Source organism: Mycobacterium sp. MAC_080597_8934 (genome assembly GCF_000523975.1).
In the GTDB taxonomy this organism is placed as follows: domain Bacteria; phylum Actinomycetota; class Actinomycetes; order Mycobacteriales; family Mycobacteriaceae; genus Mycobacterium; species Mycobacterium avium.
The window spans coordinates 131,564-151,381 of sequence record NZ_JAOS01000029.1; the positions used below are offsets into that span (position 1 = coordinate 131,564).

22 protein-coding genes are annotated in these 19,818 nt (G+C 67.1%); 6 read left to right on the forward strand and 16 right to left on the reverse strand.

Translation table 11 applies throughout. From position 1 onward, the window contains the following. Positions 1-23 precede the first annotated feature (23 nt). Entirely contained in the window at positions 24-2,171 is a 2,148-nt protein-coding gene (locus NF20_RS17565) for a 3-hydroxyacyl-CoA dehydrogenase NAD-binding domain-containing protein (RefSeq protein WP_019732165.1), read from the reverse strand. Positions 2,172-2,175: 4 nt separating this feature from the next. Continuing rightward, positions 2,176-3,387 (reverse strand): acetyl-CoA C-acetyltransferase, encoded by a 1,212-nt coding sequence (locus NF20_RS17570; protein WP_009975099.1) that lies wholly within the window; start codon positions 3,385-3,387, stop codon positions 2,176-2,178. 467 nt (positions 3,388-3,854) lie between these two features. Here NF20_RS17570 and NF20_RS17575 point away from each other — a divergent pair, with 467 nt between their 5' ends. Next, on the forward strand, positions 3,855-5,036 hold the full coding sequence (locus NF20_RS17575; protein WP_019732166.1) for a pyridoxal phosphate-dependent aminotransferase: 1,182 nt from the start codon (positions 3,855-3,857) through the stop codon (positions 5,034-5,036). Position 5,037: 1 nt separating this feature from the next. Here the strand turns inward: NF20_RS17575 and NF20_RS17580 are convergent, their stop codons facing one another. From NF20_RS17580 to NF20_RS17595, 4 genes are read right to left on the reverse strand one after another with little or no spacing between them, the layout of a single operon-like run. Then, on the reverse strand, positions 5,038-5,493 hold the full coding sequence (locus NF20_RS17580) for an SRPBCC family protein (protein ID WP_011723872.1): 456 nt from the start codon (positions 5,491-5,493) through the stop codon (positions 5,038-5,040). Positions 5,494-5,499: 6 nt separating this feature from the next. Continuing rightward, positions 5,500-5,964: an SRPBCC family protein gene (locus tag NF20_RS17585; RefSeq protein ID WP_010948974.1), complete on the reverse strand. Its 465-nt coding sequence runs from the start codon at positions 5,962-5,964 to the stop codon at positions 5,500-5,502. 57 nt (positions 5,965-6,021) lie between these two features. Then, complete coding sequence (locus tag NF20_RS17590) at positions 6,022-7,101, reverse strand: CaiB/BaiF CoA transferase family protein (protein WP_019732167.1); 1,080 nt, start codon at positions 7,099-7,101, stop codon at positions 6,022-6,024. A 5-nt stretch (positions 7,102-7,106) separates the two neighbouring features. Then, positions 7,107-7,550 (reverse strand): SRPBCC family protein, encoded by a 444-nt coding sequence (locus NF20_RS17595; RefSeq protein WP_011723870.1) that lies wholly within the window; start codon positions 7,548-7,550, stop codon positions 7,107-7,109. Positions 7,551-7,615: 65 nt separating this feature from the next. Here NF20_RS17595 and NF20_RS17600 point away from each other — a divergent pair, with 65 nt between their 5' ends. Further along, positions 7,616-9,301, forward strand: coding sequence for an alpha-keto acid decarboxylase family protein (locus tag NF20_RS17600; protein ID WP_019732169.1), 1,686 nt, complete (start codon positions 7,616-7,618; stop codon positions 9,299-9,301). Here the strand turns inward: NF20_RS17600 and NF20_RS17605 are convergent. The 5 genes from NF20_RS17605 to NF20_RS17625 all read right to left on the reverse strand — a co-directional run bounded on the left by NF20_RS17605 (position 9,298) and on the right by NF20_RS17625 (position 13,243). After that, positions 9,298-9,483 carry a (2Fe-2S)-binding protein gene (locus tag NF20_RS17605; protein ID WP_019732170.1) on the reverse strand — a complete coding sequence of 62 codons (186 nt, stop codon included), beginning with the start codon at positions 9,481-9,483 and terminating at the stop codon, positions 9,298-9,300. The genes NF20_RS17600 and NF20_RS17605 overlap by 4 nt on opposite strands. A gap of 10 nt (positions 9,484-9,493) precedes the next feature. Next, on the reverse strand, positions 9,494-10,120 hold the full coding sequence (locus NF20_RS17610; protein ID WP_011723868.1) for a hypothetical protein: 627 nt from the start codon (positions 10,118-10,120) through the stop codon (positions 9,494-9,496). Then, positions 10,117-11,520, reverse strand: a complete 1,404-nt coding sequence (locus tag NF20_RS17615; protein WP_033713195.1) for a FadD3 family acyl-CoA ligase — start codon at positions 11,518-11,520, stop codon at positions 10,117-10,119. The genes NF20_RS17610 and NF20_RS17615 overlap by 4 nt, the downstream gene beginning before the upstream one ends. Before the next feature lie 23 nt (positions 11,521-11,543). Continuing rightward, entirely contained in the window at positions 11,544-12,734 is a 1,191-nt protein-coding gene (locus NF20_RS17620; protein ID WP_009975090.1) for an amidohydrolase family protein, read from the reverse strand. An 89-nt stretch (positions 12,735-12,823) separates the two neighbouring features. Continuing rightward, a complete protein-coding gene (locus NF20_RS17625; RefSeq protein WP_011723865.1) occupies positions 12,824-13,243 on the reverse strand; it encodes a lipoprotein LpqH in 420 nt (139 codons plus the stop codon). A 108-nt stretch (positions 13,244-13,351) separates the two neighbouring features. Here NF20_RS17625 and NF20_RS17630 point away from each other — a divergent pair, with 108 nt between their 5' ends. Together NF20_RS17630 and NF20_RS17635 are read left to right on the forward strand one after the other, a co-directional pair. After that, positions 13,352-14,107 carry an enoyl-CoA hydratase/isomerase family protein gene (locus NF20_RS17630; RefSeq protein WP_003872949.1) on the forward strand — a complete coding sequence of 252 codons (756 nt, stop codon included), beginning with the start codon at positions 13,352-13,354 and terminating at the stop codon, positions 14,105-14,107. 71 nt (positions 14,108-14,178) lie between these two features. Beyond that, positions 14,179-14,547, forward strand: a complete 369-nt coding sequence (locus NF20_RS17635; RefSeq protein WP_016705571.1) for a hypothetical protein — start codon at positions 14,179-14,181, stop codon at positions 14,545-14,547. On the opposite strand, the gene NF20_RS17640 is transcribed toward NF20_RS17635, so the two are convergent. Then, complete coding sequence (locus tag NF20_RS17640; RefSeq protein WP_003872953.1) at positions 14,463-15,200, reverse strand: TetR/AcrR family transcriptional regulator; 738 nt, start codon at positions 15,198-15,200, stop codon at positions 14,463-14,465. The genes NF20_RS17635 and NF20_RS17640 overlap by 85 nt on opposite strands. 193 nt (positions 15,201-15,393) lie before the next feature. Here NF20_RS17640 and NF20_RS17645 point away from each other — a divergent pair, with 193 nt between their 5' ends. Beyond that, positions 15,394-16,689, forward strand: a complete 1,296-nt coding sequence (locus tag NF20_RS17645) for a cytochrome P450 (RefSeq protein ID WP_019732532.1) — start codon at positions 15,394-15,396, stop codon at positions 16,687-16,689. A gap of 1 nt (position 16,690) precedes the next feature. On the opposite strand, the gene NF20_RS17650 is transcribed toward NF20_RS17645, so the two are convergent. Genes NF20_RS17650 through NF20_RS17665 form a run of 4 tightly spaced genes read right to left on the reverse strand, consistent with a single transcriptional unit; the run spans position 16,691 to position 19,115 of the window. Next, positions 16,691-16,948, reverse strand: coding sequence for a cytochrome C oxidase subunit IV family protein (locus tag NF20_RS17650; protein ID WP_031344484.1), 258 nt, complete (start codon positions 16,946-16,948; stop codon positions 16,691-16,693). A 24-nt stretch (positions 16,949-16,972) separates the two neighbouring features. Then, positions 16,973-17,551, reverse strand: a complete 579-nt coding sequence (locus tag NF20_RS17655; protein ID WP_003872959.1) for a cytochrome c oxidase subunit 3 family protein — start codon at positions 17,549-17,551, stop codon at positions 16,973-16,975. Then, entirely contained in the window at positions 17,548-18,354 is an 807-nt protein-coding gene (locus NF20_RS17660; protein ID WP_003872960.1) for a hypothetical protein, read from the reverse strand. The genes NF20_RS17655 and NF20_RS17660 overlap by 4 nt, the downstream gene beginning before the upstream one ends. After that, a complete protein-coding gene (locus NF20_RS17665; RefSeq protein WP_019732531.1) occupies positions 18,351-19,115 on the reverse strand; it encodes a hypothetical protein in 765 nt (254 codons plus the stop codon). The genes NF20_RS17660 and NF20_RS17665 overlap by 4 nt, the downstream gene beginning before the upstream one ends. A gap of 99 nt (positions 19,116-19,214) precedes the next feature. Here NF20_RS17665 and NF20_RS17670 point away from each other — a divergent pair, with 99 nt between their 5' ends. Next, positions 19,215-19,817 (forward strand): TetR/AcrR family transcriptional regulator, encoded by a 603-nt coding sequence (locus NF20_RS17670; protein WP_019732530.1) that lies wholly within the window; start codon positions 19,215-19,217, stop codon positions 19,815-19,817. Position 19,818 lies beyond the last annotated feature (1 nt).

Here is a 19,818-nt window from a genome sequence, read left to right on the forward strand (position 1 = left end):
GTCTTTTCGCGCTAGGTGATGCGCTAGCTGGTGAGCGACGCCGGCGGCAGGAAGCGGTCGCCGTAGCGGGCGGCCAGCTCCTTGGCCCGGGCCACGAAGGCCTCCTTGCCGATGCCGTGTGCACCCTCGTAGCCGACGATGAACTGCGCGCTACCACCGGTGTACGGCGGGAAGCCGATGCCCATGATCGAGCCGATGTTCGCGTCGGCGGTGGAGGCGAGCACCCCCTCGTCCAGGCACTTCTGCGTCTCCAGCGCCTCGGCGAACAGCATCCGATCGATCATGTCCTGCAACGGAATACTGGTGCTGCCGGAGTTGAACGTCTCCTGCAGGCCGGGCCACAAGCGGGTGCGCTTGCCGTCCACGTACTCGTAGAAGCCGGCGCCCTTCAACCGCGACGGCCGGCCGATTTCGATCATCTTCTCGACGACCGCCTCGGCAGGGTGCGGCTCGTAGGTGCCGCCGGCGTCCTCGATGCCCTTGCGGGTGGCGACGGCGATCTTGTGCATCAGCTCCAGGTTGAGCTCGTCGGACAGCTGCAGCGGCGGCGCCGGGTAGCCGGCTTGCGAGCCGGCGTGCTCGATGCTGGCCGGCGCCACGCCCTCACCGAGCATGGCCAGCGCCTCGTTGACGAAGGTGCCGATGACGCGGCTGGTGAAGAAGCCGCGGCTGTCGTTGACCACGATCGGGGTCTTGCCGATGGCCAGCGTGTAGTCGAACACGCGGGCCAGCGCCTCGTCGGAAGTCTTCTCGCCCTTGATGATTTCGACCAGCGGCATCTTGTCGACCGGGGAGAAGAAGTGGATCCCGACGAAGTCCTCCTGCCGCTTGACGCCGGTGGCCAGACCGGTGATCGGCAGCGTCGAGGTGTTGGAGCCGAGCAGCGCGTTGGGCTCGACGATGTCCTCGATCTCCTGGAAGACCTTGTGCTTGAGTTCCTGGTTCTCGAACACCGCCTCGATCACGAAGTCGACGCCCTTGAAGTCGGCGGCGTCGGCCGTCGGGGTGATGCGGTCCAGCAGCGCCTTGCTCTTCTCCTCGGTGGTCTTGCCCCGCTGAAGTGCTTTGGCCTCAAGCTTTTCCGAGTAGCCCTTGCCCTTCTCGGCGGCCTCGAGGCTGACGTCCTTGAGCACCACGTCGAAGCCGGCCTTGGCCGAGACGTAGGCGATGCCGGCGCCCATCATGCCCGCGCCGAGCACACCGATCTTGTTGATCTTGACCGGCTCGATGCCCTCGGGGCGGGAGCCGCCGCCGTTGATGTGCTGCAGGTCGAAGAAGAACGCCTGGATCATGTTCTTGGCGACCTGGCCGGTGACCAGCTGGGTGAAGTAGCGGCTCTCGATGCGGCTGGCGGTGTCGAAGTCCACCTGAGCGCCCTCGACGGCCGCGTCCAGGATGGCACGCGGTGCGGGCATCGGGGCGCCCTTGAGCTGCTTCTTGAGCAGCGCCGGGAACGACGGCAGGATGCCGGCCAGCGCGGGGCTGGACGGGGTGCCGCCGGGCATCTTGTAACCCTTTTTGTCCCAAGGCTGTTCGTGGGCGTCGGGGTTGGCCTTGATCCACGCCTTGGCGGCGGGCACCAGTTCCTCGACGCTGCCGACCAGCTCGTCGACCAGGCCGATCTCCTTGGCCTTGTCCGGCTTGAACCGGGTGCCCTGGCTCAGGATGTTCATGAACGCGTTCTGGATGCCGAACATCCGCACGGTGCGGGTCACCCCGCCGCCGCCGGGCAGCAGGCCCAGGGTCACCTCGGGCAGGCCGACGACCAGCCCCTTGACGTCCGCGGCGATCCGGTGGTGACAGGCCAGCGCGATCTCCAGCCCGCCGCCCAGCGCCGCGCCGTTGATGGCGGCCACCACCGGCTTGCCGAGCGTCTCCAGCGCGCGCAAGTCGCGCTTGACGGCCTCGACGGTGTCGAACGCCTCACCGGCGTTCTCCGGGCCGAGGTTGATCATGCTCTTGAGGTCGCCGCCGGCGAAGAACGTCTTCTTGGCGCTGGTGATCACCACACCGGTGATCGAATCCTTCTCTGCCACAAGGCGTTCGACGGCGTTGTGCATCGATTCCTTGTAGTGCTCGTTCATCACGTTGGCCGACCCGGTCGGGTCGTCGAGCGTCAGCGTGACGATGCCGTCGGCGTCCTTGTCCCACTTGATGGTGTTCTCTGCCATGGTCTTAAACCCTCTCGATGATGGTGGCGACACCCATGCCGCCGCCGATGCACAGCGTGATCAGGGCGCGACGCGCGTTGCGGCGCTCGAGCTCGTCGACCATGGTGCCGGTGATCATGGCGCCGGTGGCGCCCAGCGGGTGGCCCATCGCGATGGCGCCGCCGTTGACGTTGAGCTTCTCGTCGGGAATGTTGAGGTCCTTCTGGAACTTCAGCACCACCGACGCGAACGCCTCGTTCAGTTCGAACAGATCGATGTCGTCGATCGTCAGACCGGCCCGGTCGAGCACCTTGCGGGTGGCCGGGGTGGGTCCGGTGAGCATGATGACCGGGTCCGAGCCGCTGGTCGCGGTGGCCACGATGCGGGCCCGCGGGGTCAAGCCCTGCGACTTGCCGGCCTTTTCGCTGCCGACCAGCACCAGCGCGGCGCCGTCGACGATGCCCGAGCTGTTGCCGCCGGTGTGGACGTGGTTGATCTTTTCGACCCAGTGGTACTTCTGCAGCGCCACGTCGTCGAAGCCGCCCATCTCGCCGACACCGTCGAACGCGGTCTTCAGCTTGGCCAGGCCCTCCATCGTGGTGTCGGGCCGCATGTGCTCGTCGTGGTCGAGGATGACCAGACCGTTCTGGTCACGCACCGGCACCACCGACTTGGCGAAGTAGCCTCCCGACCAGGCGGCGGCGGCCTTCTGCTGGCTGCGCAGCGCGTAGGCGTCGACGTCCTCGCGGGAGAAGCCCTCGAGGGTGGCGATCAAATCGGCGCCGATGCCCTGCGGCACGAAGCCGATCCGGTAGTTGGTCTCCGGGTCGGTGGCCCAGGCGCCGCCGTCGGAGCCCATCGGGACCCGGCTCATCGACTCCACACCGCCGGCCAGCACCAGGTCGTCCCAGCCGGAGCGCACCTTCTGGGCGGCGGTGTTGACGGCCTCGAGGCCCGAGGCGCAGAACCGGTTGAGCTGCACGCCGCCGGTGGTCTCGGGCAGGCCGGCGGCCAGCACCGCGGTGCGGGCGATGTCGCCGCCCTGGTCGCCGACCGGCGAGACGACGCCCAGAATCATGTCGCTGATCAGCGTCTCGTCCAGGTCGGGGTAGCGCCGGCGCAGCTCGTCGACCAGGCCTACCACCAGGTTGAGCGGCTTCACCTCGGTCAGCGAGCCGTTCTTCTGCTTGCCCCGCGGTGTGCGGATGGCTTCGTAGATAAAAGCTTCTTCGGACATGACGACTTCCTGTTCTGGCCTGTTCTGGCGAATAGGGTGCGAATCCGTCTTCAAGACAAGGTTCCGGCCCCACCCTAACAGGGCCCCCGTCCAACCTGTTGGTTGGGCACTTCCGCGCAGGTCAGCGAGGCCTTGGCTCTTTCTCGCCGAGGCCCAGGCGCCGGCCCGCTGGGGCTGTTTCCCGCCGAGGCCCAGGCGCCGGCCGGGCTCTTTCCCGCTGAGGCCCAGGCGCCGGCCCGCTGGGGCTGTTTCCCGCCGAGCGTGAAACTAATTTCACGCTCGGCGCCGAACGTGAAACTAACTTCACGCTCGCCGGGGAGAGCCGAGCCGCTCGCCGGGGAGAGACGCTCGCCGAGGAGAGACGCGCGCCGGGGAGAGACGCTCGCCGGGCAGAGCCGCGCGCCGAGGAGAGCCGCGCGCCGGGGAAGCGGCGGGGCGGCGACCCGCCGGGCCTAAGCTCGACCACCATGACGGTCTCGCGACTGCGCCCGTACGCCACCACGGTGTTCGCCGAGATGTCGGCGCTGGCCGCGCGGGTGGGGGCGGTGAACCTCGGCCAGGGCTTTCCCGACGAGGACGGGCCCGCGGAGATGCTCAAGGCCGCCCAGGAGGCGATCGCCGACGGCGTCAACCAATACCCGCCCGGGATCGGGATCGCGCCGCTGCGGCATGCCATCGCGGCCCAGCGACACCGCCGCTACGGCATGGAGTACGACCCCGACACCGAGGTGCTGGTGACGGTCGGGGCCACCGAGGCGATCGCCTCGGCGGTGATCGGCCTGGTCGAACCCGGCTCCGAGGTCCTGCTCATCGAGCCGTTCTACGACTCCTACTCGCCGGTGATCGCGATGGCCTCCGCCGAGCGGGTCGTGGTGCCGCTGGTCCCCCACGGCCGCGGCTTCGCCCTGGACGCCGACGCACTGCGGCGGGCGGTGACGCCGCGAACCCGCGCGCTGATCGTCAACTCGCCGCACAATCCGACCGGCACGGTGCTCGGTGCCACCGAACTGGCGGCCATCGCCGAGGTCGCGGTGGAGTCCGACCTGCTGGTGATCACCGACGAGGTGTACGAGCATCTGGTCTTCGACGACCACCGGCATCTGCCGCTGGCCGGCTTCGACGGCATGGCCGAGCGCACGATCACCATCTCCAGCGCGGCCAAGATGTTCAACTGCACCGGCTGGAAGATCGGATGGGCTTGCGGCCCAGCACATCTCATCGCCGGAGTGCGCGCCGCCAAGCAGTACCTGAGCTATGTCGGGGGTGCTCCGTTCCAGCCAGCGGTGGCGTTGGCGTTGGAGACGCAGGACGCCTGGGTGGCTGATCTGCGCGACCGTCTGCGGGCCCGCCGAGACCGGCTGGCGGCCGGACTGATCGACATCGGGTTCGAGGTGCACGACAGTGCCGGCACCTATTTCCTGTGCGCCGATCCGCGCCCGCTGGGCTACGACGACAGCGTGGCGTTCTGCGCGGCGCTGCCGGAGAAGGTCGGGGTGGCCGCGATCCCGTTGTCGCCCTTCTGCGACCCGGCCGGGGCGCACGGGCCGGCCGATGTGTGGAATCACTTGGTGCGCTTCACCTTCTGTAAACGCGACGATACCCTCGACGAGGCGATCCGGCGGCTGGCCGCGCTGCGCGGCGCCGGCTAAGTCAGTCAGCCCGGCCGAACGCCTCCGGCACCATCACCCGCTTGCGCAGCCCTTCCAGCGCGGCGTGCAGGATCTTCTTGCGGGCCCGCCTAACCCAGAACTCCGGTAGCGGCACCCACGGTTCGACCGTGATGGTGAAGCGCACCCGGGTCTTGTCGTCGCCCAGCCGGCTCAGGTTGTACTCGCCGTGCTGACCGTGTTGCTGGGCCGTCCTGTCGGCGTCCCACACCATCCAGTCGGGGCCCCAGTGGTATTCGAGCAGTTCGGTGTCATGGATTCCGACCACCGCGATCGTGACCCGCACGTGGTGCGGCCTGCCGTCGGGATGCTTGTCGATGACCTCGACCCGCTTGTGCACCGACGACCACGACGGCACCGCGTCCATGTCGGCGAGCGCCTCCATGATCACCTCCGGAGGCGCGTCGATGACGATTTCCGACGACGCTTGCACGGCCACGGCCGACTATTCCGCCTCCCCCGAATCCCTCAAATCCTTGGCGCGCATCACCAATTCCTGCAATCCCTTCATCGCGGCGTCGAGGACGTTCTCGCTCGCCCGCCTGACGATGAACGCGGGCATGGGGCGGCCGGGTTCGACCGTGACGTCGAAGCGGACCCGGGTCTGGCCGACGCCCTCGGGTTTGAGGTTGTACTCGACGTGCTGACCGTGTTGCTGCGAGGTGCCTTTGGCGTCGTAGACCACCCAGTCGGGACCCCAGTGATATTCCAGGATCTCCTTGTCGACCAGCCCCAGGATCTTGATGGTGGTCTTGACGTGGTGCGGCCGGCCGTCGGGATAGCGGTCGATCACCTCGATGTGTTTGTGCAGCGGTGACCACGACGACAGGACGCCGACATCTGTCAGCGCCTCCATGACCACTTCTGGCGGCGCGTTGACGACGAATTCGCGTGATGCTTTTACGGCCACTGAGATGAACTTAGCAACGCCGCTGCCGGTGCGGAACGGTTCGACGTAACCGGCGCTCTACCAGTTGATTTCGTCCAGCGGCGTGGTTGTCGCGGGCGGTCGCCCGACCGGCCGGGCGGGGGTGTGCGAAAAGCGTGGGGCGGGCGCGGCCTGGTCGACGCCGTGGGCGGTGATCACCGTGGACCGCGCCCGCAGGTGCTCGCTCGCGGCCGCCTCACTCCAGGTCAGCACCGGGGTGACGCACGCGTCGGTGCCGGCGAACACTCGCGCCCATTCATCACGGGTTCGGGCGGCGAACCGCTGGGTGAAGACCTCGCGCATCCGTGGGTAGGAATCCCGGTCAAGCTGGCCGGGCACCTCCTCCGGTGACAGGCCGAGCCCGTCGAGCAACGCCGCGAAGAATTGCGGCTCGATGGCGCCGACGGCGACGTACTTGCCGTCGGCGGTCTCGTAGCAGCCGTAGAACGGGGCGCCGCCGTCGAGCAGGAACGATTCGCGCCGGTCGCGCAGTGCGCCAGTGGACTTCATCGTCCACATCATCTGGGCCAGCAGGCTGACCCCGTCCACCATCGCCGCGTCGATCACCTGCCCGCGGCCGGAGCGTTCCCGTTCGTAGAGCGCGGCGGTGATGCCGAGCAGCACCAGCATCGAGCCGCCGCCGAAGTCGGCCACCAGGTTCAGCGGCGGGAGCGGCGGACGGTCGGCGTGGCCCAGCGCCGACAGCACGCCGGTCTGCGACAGATAGTTGATGTCGTGGCCGGCCGTCTGCGCCAGCGGCCCGTGCTGCCCCCAGCCGGTGATGCGCGCGAAGATCAGCCGCGGGTTGACGGCCGCGCAGTCGTCGGGACCGATGCCGAGTCGCTCGCAGGTGCCGGGGCGGAAACAGTCCAGCAGCACATCGGCTTTGGCGGCCAGGTCCAGCAGCGCCTGCGGTCGGCCTTTGACGTCCAGGTCGACGATCCGCTTGCCGCGGTGCAGCAGATCGCGGTCCTCCGACGGCATGGCCGCCACGCCGGGCCGGCGCACCCGCACCACGTCGGCCCCCAGATCGGCGAGCACCATCCCCGCATGTGGCCCCGGGCCGATGCCGCCCAATTCGATGACCCTCACCCCGGCCAGCGGCCCTCCGCTGCTCACCGCGTCTACTTCCCCTTCTTCACCTCGAGCACCCGCTGACGCAGCGCCTTGGTCGCGGAATCGATGGTGCCCTTCACGGCGCGCTTGAGCACGAACCCCGGCAGCGGCACGTTCGGGTCCGCGACAAGCTCGAACTTGACCAGCGTCGCGTCGCCCTGCGGCACGAGGGTGTACTTCCCGTCCTGCGCCTTCTGCTGCGACGAGCTGACCAGCGTCCAGCTCACCACGTTGTCCGCCCACGTATAGGCGACGACCTGCTCGTCGGTGATCCCGGCGACCTTGACCTTCATCCTGACCTGGCTGGGCCGCCCGTCGTCGCCGGTCGCCAGGACCTCGGCGCTCTGGTGCGGCTCCGACCATTGCGGCATCGATTCGAAATCGGCGATGACGTCCAGAATCTCCTCCGGACTGGCTTCGATGACGATGTCGCGGGATTCTTTCAGTGCCATGGCCCGCACGATACTGGGACGGCGTCGCGCCCGGACGGGATTCGACCGAGCGTACCGTCGTGCCTGTGACTGATGCTGCGACCGAACCCGCATACACCGTCGGTGACTACCTGTTGGACCGCCTCGCCGAACTCGGCGTCTCGGAGATCTTCGGCGTCCCGGGTGATTACAACCTCGAGTTCCTCGACCACATCGTCGCCCACCCCAGGCTGCGCTGGGTCGGCAACGCCAACGAGCTCAACGCCGGCTACGCCGCAGACGGATACGGCCGGCTGCGCGGAATGTCGGCGCTGGTAACGACATTCGGGGTCGGCGAGCTGTCTGCGGCCAACGCGGTGGCGGGCAGTTACGCCGAGCAGGTGCCGGTGGTGCACATCGTCGGCGGCCCGTCGAAAGACGCGCAGGGCACCAGGCGCGCGCTGCACCATTCGCTGGGCGACGGGGACTTCGAGCACTTCTTCCGGGTCAGCCGCGAAATCACTTGCGCTCAAGCAAATCTCATGCCAGCGACCGCGCGCAGAGAGATCGACCGGGTGCTGTCGGAGGTGCGCGAGCAGAAGCGCCCCGGTTACATCCTGCTGTCCACCGACGTGGCCCGCTTCCCCACCGAGCCACCCGAGGCTGCGCTGCCCCGCTACACCGGCGGCACCAGCCCCCGCGCGCTGGCGATGTTCACCGAGGCCGCCGCGGCACTCATCGGCGAGCACCGGATCACCGTGCTGGCCGACCTGCTGGTGCACCGGCTGCAGGCGATCAAGGAGCTCGAGGCGCTGCTGGCGGCCGACGTGGTGCCGCACGCCACGCTGATGTGGGGCAAGAGTCTGCTCGACGAGAGCTCACCGAACTTCCTGGGCATCTACGCGGGCTCGGCCAGCGCGCCGGCGGTGCGCACCGCGATCGAAGAGGCGCCCGTATTGGTCACCGCCGGGGTGGTGTTCACCGACATGGTCAGCGGCTTCTTCAGCCAGCGGATCGACCCGGCCCGGACCATCGACGTCGGGCAGTACCAAAGCAGTGTGGCCGGAGAGGTGTTCGCGCCGTTGGAGATGGGCGAAGCGCTTCAGGCGCTGGCCGCGATCCTCACACGGCGCGGGGTCTCCTCGCCGCCGGTGGCCTCGCCGCCGGCCGAGCCGCTGCCGCCGCCCCCACCCCGCGAGCAACCGCTGACCCAGAAGATGGTGTGGGACCGGGTGTGCACGGCCCTCACACCGGGCAACGTGGTGCTGGCCGACCAGGGCACCTCCTTCTACGGCATGGCAGACCACCGGTTGCCGCAGGGAGTCACCTTCATCGGCCAACCGCTTTGGGGCTCAATCGGTTACACGCTGCCCGCCGCGCTCGGCGCCGCGGTGGCGCACCCGGACCGCCGGACGGTGCTGCTGATCGGGGACGGCGCCGCGCAGTTGACCGTCCAAGAGCTCGGCACCTTTGCCCGCGAAGGGCTTTCCCCCGTCATCGTGGTGGTCAACAACGACGGCTACACCGTCGAGCGGGCGATCCACGGCGAGACGGCGCCCTACAACGACATCGTCGGGTGGAAGTGGACGGAGGTCCCCAACGCGTTGGGCGTCACAGATCACCTGGCGTTCCGGGTGCAGACCTACGGCGAACTCGATGACGCGTTGACCGCCGCCGCACGGCACCAAGACCGGATGGTGCTGGTCGAGGTGGTGCTGCCGCGGCTCGAGATCCCGCGGCTGCTGGTCGAACTCGTGCGACCGACCTCACCGGACGGCAGCCCGCGCCGCTAGATCGAGTTCGGCGTTCGATTGCCGGACGAGGATCGCAGGATGGCCTGCACGGTGCGCCGGCAGCGGCCGCAATCGGCGCCGGCTCCGCATGCCCGGGCGACTTCGTTGGTGGTCGACGCGCCGCACTTCACGGCCTCGGTCACGGTCTGGCTGGTGACCCCGTTGCACAGGCACACGAACACCGGCGGATCCTCAGTCCGCCCGGATGCGCATCATGTCGAAGAAGCGGCCGACGAACAAGGGCGGGTAGGCGCCGATGCCCGCCCCGGACATCCATTGGGCCGCGGCGTCGGGATGGTCGATCCACTCCCGCGCGCTGTCCTCGTCGGGGAACTCCTGCAGGATCAGTACTTCATGGTCGTCGTCGAAGGCCTGGAACACCCAGGTCTTCCGGATGCCGGCTTGCGCGAATCTGTCGATGGCGGAACTGACTTCGGAGGTCAGCAGGGCGACGTCGTTGACCGAGGCGATCGCGGCCACCACGACGCCGGGCGCCCGCGGGTTCGTCGGCGGTCGGGTGATGAACCGGTCGACGATCTCGCCGGCGAACACCGCGGGGATGTCGTCGACGCCGGCCTCGTCGAACCAGTCGAAGAACACCCGCGACCGCAGCAGTTCGACGATCGGCTCCCGGCTGTGCACGCCGATCATCACCAACACCCGGCCGTAGTCGTGCGTCGAGGTGTAGACGAGCACGTGGTGCGCGCCGATATCGGCGAGCGCCGCCTTGTTGCGTTCCAGCAGCGGCCACACCCGGGTCGGATCCGGCACCCGGTAATCGGATGCGATCACCATCGAATGAATATCGCCGTTGTTCAACGGAGTTGGTCTTTCATGACTTTCCCGGTGGCGTTGAGCGGCAACGCGTCGAGAAACTCGACGGTCCTTGGCACTTTGAATCCTGCCATCCGATCTCGACACCACGCCAGCAAGTCACTTTCGGACACCTCGGCGTTCGCCACCACGAATGCCTTGCCCACCTGGCCCATCCGTTCGTCGGGCACGCCGATCACGGCGGCCTGCGCGACGGCCGGGTGGTTGAGCAGGAAGCCCTCGATCTCGGCGGGGTAGGCGTTGAAGCCGCCGACGATGAACATGTCCTTCTTGCGCCCGACGATGCGCAGCCGCCCGGTCTCGGTGAAGGTGCCCAGGTCCCCGGTGTGCAGCCAGCCGTCGGCGTCGATCGCCTCGGCCGTGCCGGCGGGATCGTCGAGGTAGCCCTGCATCACGCCGTAGCCGCGCACCAGCACCTCGCCGTCGTCGGCGATGCGCACCTCGACCCCCTCGCACGGCACGCCCGCGGTGGTCGCCACGTCCTCGAAGGAATCGCCGGGCCGCGACAATGTCACGTTTCCGGCCTCGGTCAGTCCGTAGCCGGTCATCAGCGTCTGGAACGGCAGCTCGTCGTGGATGCGACGGACGAGTTCGACGGGGATGTCGGCGGCGCCGGTCACGCCGGCCCGCAACGTCGCCAGCTTGGACTTGTCCGGCACGGTCAGCAACGAGTGGTACAACGTCGGCGGGCCGGGTAGCAGCGTAATGCGTTCTCGTTCAATGAGATCCACCACCGTGTCGACGTCGAACACCGGGACCGGCAGCATCGTCGCGCCGCGCAGAAACGACGTGATGAGCCCGGCCTTCAGACCGAAGGTGTGGAAGTAGGGGTTGATCTGCAGGTAGCGGTCGCCCTCGCGCAGATCCGCCAGCGTCGCCCACTCGTCGTACATCCGCAGCGTCTGGCGATGGTTCATCATGGCGCCCTTCGGGCGGCCGGTCGTGCCGGAGGTGAAGATGATGTCGGAGATGTCGGTGCCGTTCACCGGCCGCGAGAACGGGGAGCCGCTGGACAGGAAGTCGGACTTGATGTCGATGACCGGGATCCCCGCCGGCGCGGCGTAATCCTGTCCGAGGAAACCCTTTTGGACCAATACGGCCTTGACCCTGGCCCGGACGATGATGTCGGCGGCCTCCTCGGTCTTGAACCGGGTGTTGACCGGCACCAGCACGCCGCCCGCGGTGAGCAATCCGAACGCCGCGATGATCCACTCGGCCGAATTGGGCGCCCACACCGCGACGCGATCGCCCTTTTCGACGCCGAGCTCAGCGAAAGCACCTGCGGCGCAACGTATTCGCTCGACGACCTGCTGGAAAGTCAAGCGCAGCGGACCGTCGACGACTGCTTCCGCGTCGCCGAAGCGGTCCGCCGCGCTCAAGACCATCTCGGGGATGGTCTGCCACGAACTCACACCGTGACGAGTCGACCGAGGTTGCCGCCCATGATCTTGGCCTGGTCCTCGACGGGCAGGTGCGACAGCGCGTTGACGTAGTAGGTCGGCTCCGCCAGCCCTTCGGGGTGCGGCCAGTCCGAGCCGTACAGGACCTGATCCACGCCGACCAGGTTGACCAGGTCGTCGATGCCGTCCTCGAAGAACGGGCTGACGTGGATGCGGTTCTTGACCATCTCGACGGGGTCGCTGGGGAAGGCTTCCGGGGCTTTCCGGAAGACCTCGGCCAGCCCGTCCAGCAACGGCGTCATCCACTTCGAACCGGCCTCGACGATCGCCACCTTCAGCTTCGGGTGACGGTAGAGCGCGCCGTGGATCACCCACGACGCCACCGAGTCCTGGATCGGCCGCCACTCGTTGAGGATGCCCATGGCGTTGGTCTGGAACGGCAGCATCTCCTGGTCGGCGCCGTCCCACTCGGAGGTGTAGCGGGAGTAGCCGCTGTCGGACGAGTGCATGCCGACCAGCACGTCGTACTCGACGACGCGCTCCCAGAACGGGTCGAACTCGGGCAGCGCGAACGACCGGGGCCCGCGGAAGCCGGGGACCGGCGCCGGGCGGACCAGGATGGCGCGGGCGCCCCGCTTGACCACCCACTCCAGCTCCTCGATCGCCTTCTCCACGATCGGCAGGGTGATGACCGGGGTAGTGAAGATCCGGTTCTGGTAGTTGAAGCCCCACACCTCGTCGAGCCACTGGTTCAGCGCGTGGATGAGGACGTGGATGGCGACCGGGTCGTCGCGCAGCCGCTCCTCGATCAGGCTGGCCAGCGTCGGGAACATCAGGGTGCGGTCCAGGCCCAGCTCGTTCATCTTCTCCAGGCGCGGGCCGGGCTCGAAGAAGGCCGGGATCGCACGCATCGGCTCACCGAACAGCTCGCGCTTGCTCTTGCCCTCGGGGTTGCCGTATTTGAAGTACTCCTCCCAGGCACCCGGGCGGGCCACCACCTCGAAGGTGGGGTTGGGGATGTAGTTGCTGATCACGCCGCGCAGCGCGATCTTGGTGCGCCCGTTGATCTGCACGTACTGGACGAAGTCCTTGTACTCCTTGGGCAGGAACTTGGTCAGCGCTTCCGGCGGCTCGTAGAGATGGTTGTCCGCGTCAAAGATCGGAAACGGGACGTCTTCCCGGTGAGACAGTTGCCCCATGAAATCCTCCTTCGCAATTTGCGAGAATTGTATTCTCTACAGGTGCCCAACCGCAACGTGGCCCCCGCTGGGACGACGATTCGGCGAGGTCAGCAGGTCACGACGATCTTGAAGGTGGCCGTGGCCGGTTCACCGGGCTTGTCGGTCTTGTAGCCGTCGGCGGTGCCGCTGATGGTGAACTTGTCTCCCGTCATGCTCATGTCGGCGCTTCCGCTGCCACCCCGCGAGTACATGCCGCTGAAACCACTCAAGTTCTGGATGTGCACCGACTCGACGACCGGCGGCTGCGCGTTTTCGTCGACGGCCACCTTGGCGCCGGAGAAGTCGGCCCCGATGTCGATCATGCGTCTCCACTCCAACTGCCGGCAGGTGACGATGTGGAAGTTTCGGTCCTTGCCGTCGACGGTCACCGATGCCGTGCTGGAGAGCTGGGCCGGCGGCCGCGACGTGCATGCTCCCAGCAGGGCGACGGTGAGGGCCGCGCCGGCCGCCACGAATCGGTTCCGCACCGAGTCACCTCCCGCCTCGCCGATGAAAGTTCCTGGGCCTGCAGCGATGATGTTATTCTCGCGAAAAGAGAATGCCAATATCGGGCCGGTGCCAAGGAGCGACAACGCATGGTGGACCTCGAGATCGACGATGGGCTGGCGGTGCTCACCATCGATCGCCCGCATGCGCGCAACGCCATCGCGCTGGACACCATGGACCAACTGGAGAAGGCGCTCGACGCGGCCGCGGGCGCGCAGGCGCTGGTGATCACGGGCGCCGGCGACCGCGCTTTCGTGTCCGGCGGTGATCTCAAGGAGCTGAGCGCGCTGCGCACCGAGGAGGATGCCGCGGCGATGGCCCGACGGATGCGGGCCATCTGCGACCAGCTGGCCGACTTCCCCGCGCCCGTCGTTGCCGCCCTCAACGGCCATGCCTTCGGCGGCGGCGCCGAGGTCGCCGTCGCCGCCGATATTCGGGTGGCGGCCGACGACATCAAGATCGCCTTCAACCAAGTGGCGCTGGAGATCATGCCGGCCTGGGGCGGAGCCGAGCGGCTGGCCGCGCTGGTCGGACAGAGCAGGGCGCTGCTGCTGGCCGGTTCGGGAACCGCGCTCGACGCGGTCGAGGCCGAACGAATCGGCCTGGTGGACCGGGTGTTGCCGCGCGACGTCTTCGACTCGGCGGAGCAGGGCTGGCGGTCGATCGCGCGGTCGTTGGCGCGCCGCCCGGCGGCCGAGATAAAGCGGGTAATCCGCGGGGTTTCTCCCGAGGAGGCGATAGCATCCTTTGCACGGCTATGGGTTGCCGACCCGCACTGGCAGGCCGCGGAACGGGTCATGGCCCGCAACACCAAACCTCGCCCGGCAGCCGGAGGAGCGTCATGACCATCAATCCGAGGACGGCCATGTGCGTCGGGTCCGTCGCGTCGCTGACTTCTCTGTTAGTGGCATCGGGTGTGCTGGTGGGCGCCGGACGGGCGCATGCCGACGACCCGCCGGTCATGCACCACGTCAAATACACCGTCACCGCACAGAACCCGATCTACACCAGCATCTATTACCTGGACCATGAGCCGGCCATTTTCGCCGACTACAGCCACAACCCCTATTCGTTCACGCCGCACGTCGACGTCGACCTCGCGCCGGGCAAGCCGTGGAGCTACGAGCTGGATCTGTCTAAGCCCGAGGTGTACGCGATGGTCGTGGCCAGCACGGGCACCGAACCCGGCACGCCGGGGCTTCACTGCGATCTGACGGTCGACGGAGCCGTCGTGGTATCCAAGGACGGCCCTAAGGGCGTGCTCTGCTCGATCCGGCCCTGGTGAACCGTCCAGGACGACGGCACACCCGCGATCGGCTTCGGCTCACCTTCCAGCCGGCGCAGGTAACTCTCGACCAGCTGCACGGTTTCGGCGTGCCCGCTCGACATGCCGATCGCCTGCTCGAGCACCAGGAACCGGGACAGGCTGGTCATCAGCACGGTCCACACCACCGGCGGCACGTCCTTGTTCTGCACCCCGTAACGCTCCAGCGCGGCGGCCACCGCCCGTTGTTGTTCGTCGCGGAAACGTTCTGCATAGTAAGCGATTTCGGCCCGCATGTCTTTACGGTGGTTGGCCAGCGCCATGAATTCCATCGATATCTGGGTGAAGGCGGGATCCGTGCCGAACCGCCACACCGCCCACAACGGCTGATCGGACTGCAGCGCTTGCGCCTGCACCGCAAGGCCTTCCTCGGCACGGCGGCGGAAAACCTCGAGGAACAACTCCTCCATGGTGCGGAAGTAGTAGTGCACCAGTTGAGGTTTCAATCCCGCCCGGCTCGCCAGGCGCCGCGAAGTCACCGCCGCATAACCCTCTTCGAGCATCAACCGCTCGGCGGCATCGAGCAGCAGACCACGGTTTTTCGCGTCCGGCGCCCCGATCCTGCGGGCTCCCGAAGAGGCCCCGGACGAGGCTCCCGAAGAGGCCGATGTCATGTCCCTGCTCCGTACTGTGTGCCATCCCTGCCGACCCCACGGATCGTATCGTGGCGCGGCGTTGCGATCTTGACCCTGACATTACCGCCATGCTAAGCAGGTGCTCAGCACATTTTCGATCTCGCAATCGGGCGGCGGTACGGCTTGCCGCCGAACACCACCGGTAAAACCCAGCCCAGGGGGACGCACTCCGATGAGCAATTTCGACTCGATCGACTTCTTCACCGATCCGTCGCTGGTCCCAGATCCGCACCCGTACTTCGACTACCTGCGCAGCCAGAACCCGGTGCTGCGGCTGCCGCACTACGGCGTCGTCGCGATCACCGGCTACGAAGAGGCCACCGAGGTCTACAAGGACCCGGAGACGTTCTCCAACATCGTCGCCCTCGGCGGGCCCTTCCCGCCGCTGCCCTTCACGCCCGAAGGCGACGACATCAGCGCCCAGATCGATGCGCACCGCAGTTCGTTCCCGATGTTCGAGCACATGGTCACCATGGATCCGCCGGAGCACACCAAGGCCCGTTCGGTGCTGGCCAAACTGCTGACCCCGAGCCGGCTGAAGCAAAACGAGGAGTTCATGTGGCGCCTCGCCGACCGCCAGCTCGACGAGTTCCTGCACAACGGTGAATGCGAGTTCATCGCCGAATACTCAAAGCCGTTCGCCACCTTGGTGATTGCCGACCTGCTCGGCGTGCCCGAGGAAGACCACACCCAGTTCCGCACCGTCTTGGGCGCCGACCGTCCCGGCGCGCGGGTGGGCGCCCTGGACCACGAGACGGTCGGCATCAACCCGCTGGAATGGCTCGACGACAAGTTCTGCAACTACATCGAGGAGCGGCGGCGCGAGCCGCGCGCGGACGTGCTGACCTTCCTGGCGGAGGCGAAATATCCGGACGGATCCACGCCCCCGGTCATCGAGGTCGTCCGCTCGGCGACGTTCCTGTTCGCCGCCGGTCAGGAGACCACCGCCAAGCTGCTCAGCGCGGCCCTGCAGGTGCTCGCCGACCGGCCCGACATCCAGCAACAGCTTCGGGAGGACCGCAGCCTCATCCCCGCATTCATCGAGGAGTCGCTGCGGATGGAGAGCCCGGTGAAAAGCGATTCCCGCTTGGCGCGCAGGGCGACCACCATCGGCGGCGTCGACATCCCCGCCGGCACGGTGGTGATGATCCTGCCCGGGGCCGCCAACCGCGACCCGCGCCGGTTCGAGAACCCACACGAATTCGACTTGCGGCGCAAGAACGTTCGCGAACACATGGCGTTCGCCCGTGGCGTCCACTCCTGTCCGGGCGGGCCGCTGGCCCGGGTCGAGGGACGGGTGTCGATCGAGCGCATCCTGGACCGGATGCCGCACATCGAGATCAACGAAACTCACCACGGTCCGGCCGGCGACCGCCGCTACACCTACGAGCCGACCTACATCTTGCGGGGGTTGAGCGAACTGCACCTGACGTTCACCACCGCGGACGCCGTCGCGCCGGTGGGCTGAATCAAACGGTCATCCCGATGAAGTAGCAGCCGAGCATCGCCGCGGCCATGATCACCACCCAGGCATCGGTGAGCCGGCACAGCAGCACCGGCGCGTTGCGCACCTCCATGAACTCGCGAAAGATGATGCGCACCTTGACGAGTGCGATCACGATGACGCTCGCGGTGACCACCGCGCCGGCCTTGCGGGATCCCCCGGCGGAATGATCTATCCCCAGGTAGGCCAGCGTCAGCGCCGACAGCACCAGCCAGACGATCATCAACCGCTTGTTGAATTTCACCGTTTACCTCACCACATACAGCAACGCGAAGATGAGCACCCACAGGAAATCGACGGTGTGCCAATAGGTCGCGCAGGTTTCGACGAGCTCCTGCGAGCGGCGGGCCGGGCTGCGCAGCTGGTAGACGACGACGCCGAGCGCGACGAACCCGATCAGCAGATGCACGAAGTGGATGCCGGTGAGAAAGAAGTAGTAGGTGAAGAAGTCGTTGCTGTCCAACCCGTTTCCGGTGCGCACCAGGCGGGCCCACTCGAACACCTTGAAGAACAAAAACACCGCGGCGAAGGCGGCCGTGATGTACACGTCGCGCAGCGCCGCCCGGTAGACACCGGCCCGCGCCGACTGCACGCAGCGCGCCACCGACCACGAGCTCAGCAGCAGCACCAGGGTGTTGAACACGCCGATCCGCAGGTCCAGGTGCGCCTGGGAGTGCAGAAACAACTCGGGGTTACGGGCGCGATAGAACAGGTAGAAACCGAAATACGCGGTGAAGACCAGGGTTTCGAACAGCACGAAGGCCCACATGTCCGGCTGCCCCGGCACGAACCGGGTTGTCGCGCGCCGCTCGGCCAGCCCGGTCATGACGTCACGCCCCTTTCCCTGGGCGCCGGATCGTCGGGCAGCGGGCCAGTGCCGAAATCCTCGCGGCGGATCATCTGGAACAGCATGACGATGAAAGTGACCTGGTAGATGCCGAACACGACCATGTCCAGCCACCAGGCGATCTGGCCGTCCCAGGCCAGCACGCTGCGCCGGAAGATCCAGCACGGCGCTACGACGACCTCGGTCAACGCGTTGCACAGGTTGAGGTAGCCGAACCACTTGGGGAACACCCGGTTCTTGTCGAGCAGGATCGCGACCATCCAGATCAGCGAGCCGATCAGGAACACCCCCATGGTCCCGTCGAAAGACAGGAAGGCGAAATCGTAGAGCCAGCCGAGCACTTCGCGGTTGCGCTCGGGACGCAGTGTTCCGACGATCAGCGCGATGCACAGCAGCAACATGCCGGGGACCGCGGCCAGCGAGTAGATGACCAGGTACGAATAGCCGAAAGCACGGCTGACGGACATGCGCCGCATGGAATACGCGATGAGGGCGTTGTTGACCGCGGTCATGCCGGTGATGGCGAAGATGACGCCGAAGCCGAACGGGATACCGAGGCGGCGCTCGGAGAACCAATGCGCTTGGGTGGCAAGGTCCCAGGTGGGCTGTGGTGGCGGCTGGACCTGCGCCACGATGAAGAACATCGGGAAGAACGCGGCGTAGAAGACGACGAGCACCGTCCACGCCAGCCACAGCTCCCGTTTGGGGCCATGCCTCAGCTGCCAGAAGATGCGCTGATGCAGCGGGCCTGTGGACGTTGCCGGAGTCAGCACGGCGCTCATGCGCTCACCAATTCATCTGCACGCCCGGTGTTCTCGGCGCGCTCCCGGTAGATCGCCCGCCCCAACACGATGCCCATCACGACGATCCACACCGCGATGGCGACGTTCTTCACCCAGAACGACAGCAAGCCGTCCCACGCCAGCGGGCCGGTCAGCGATACCCCGACGAAGGCCGCGGGCACCAGCGCGGCGGCCACCAGCAGGTTGAAGTGGGCCACCCAACGCGGGAACACCGGACGCGGCTGGTCATCGAAATAGATTGCCAGAGCGAGGATTACGCTTTGCCCGATCAAGAACGGCACCACGATGGTGAAGGTGATCCAGCCGAAGTCGTTGAGCAGCTGGGTCAGTTCGGGGCTGCGTTCCGGCCGGAACGCAGCCAGCAACCAGCAGACGTTGGCGACCAGGAACAGGGTCGGGCCGCCGGCCGCGCAGCCGAGCATGGCGTAGGAGAAGATCGGCGTCCGATGCGCCATGCGACGGATCTGCAGCACGATCAGCGTCAGGATCGGGACAAGGCACACGCCGAACCAGTTGAAAAGGATCATGCTGTACCGGATTTCGGGCAGGTGGGCCGGATCGCGGTAGAACGCGGCAACCTGGTCGGCCGGCAGCGACGGTGACATCGGCGGATTGAAGCCCGGAAAGAGGAAAAACGAGGCGATCCACAGGACCAAGGCAACCGGCAGTGTCCAGAACAGGATCAGCTCGCCGTCGACCCGGCGCGGCCCCCGCGCGTGGCCACCGTCGACGTCGGACATCGGTACTCCCTCCCGAACGAAGTCGGCCATTACTCGACTCGTCAGCGAAGCTAGCCGATCGGCTAGCCTCGGTCAATAGTCGTCGTCTAGTCTCGGTGCGTGGGCACGGCACGGCAGGCGGTCAGCGATGAGCAGTTCTGGCTCGTCGAGCACAGCCCTGCCCGGACGCGGGTGCTCGACGCCGCCCTGGATCTGTTCGCCGCGAACGGTGTCAGCGGTACGTCGCTGCAGATGATCGCCGACGCGGTCGGCATCACGAAAGCCGCTGTCTACCACCAGTTCCGAACCAAGGAGCAGATCGTCATCGCCGTGACCGAGCGAGAACTGGGCCGGCTGGTGCCGGCGCTCGAGGAGGCCGAAGCGCAAGATGACGGGCCGCAAGCCCGGGACGCCTTGTTGGTGCGGGTGATCGAGATGGTGGTTCGTGATCGCCGATTGGTGCGCACGCTGCAGTTCGATCCCGTGGTCGTCCGGTTGCTGGCCGAGCACGAGCCGTTTCAACGGTTCATGGATCGCCTGTATCGGGTGCTGCTGAGCGATGCGGGTCTCGACGGGCGGATCGAGGCCGCCATGTTCTCGGGCGCGCTCAGCACCGCGGTCATGCATCCGCTGGTCGTCGACATCGACGACGAGACATTGCTGGACCGGGTCACCGATCTAAGCCGCCGCCTGCTCGGCCTGCCTCGCAAGCCCGTCGAGTAAC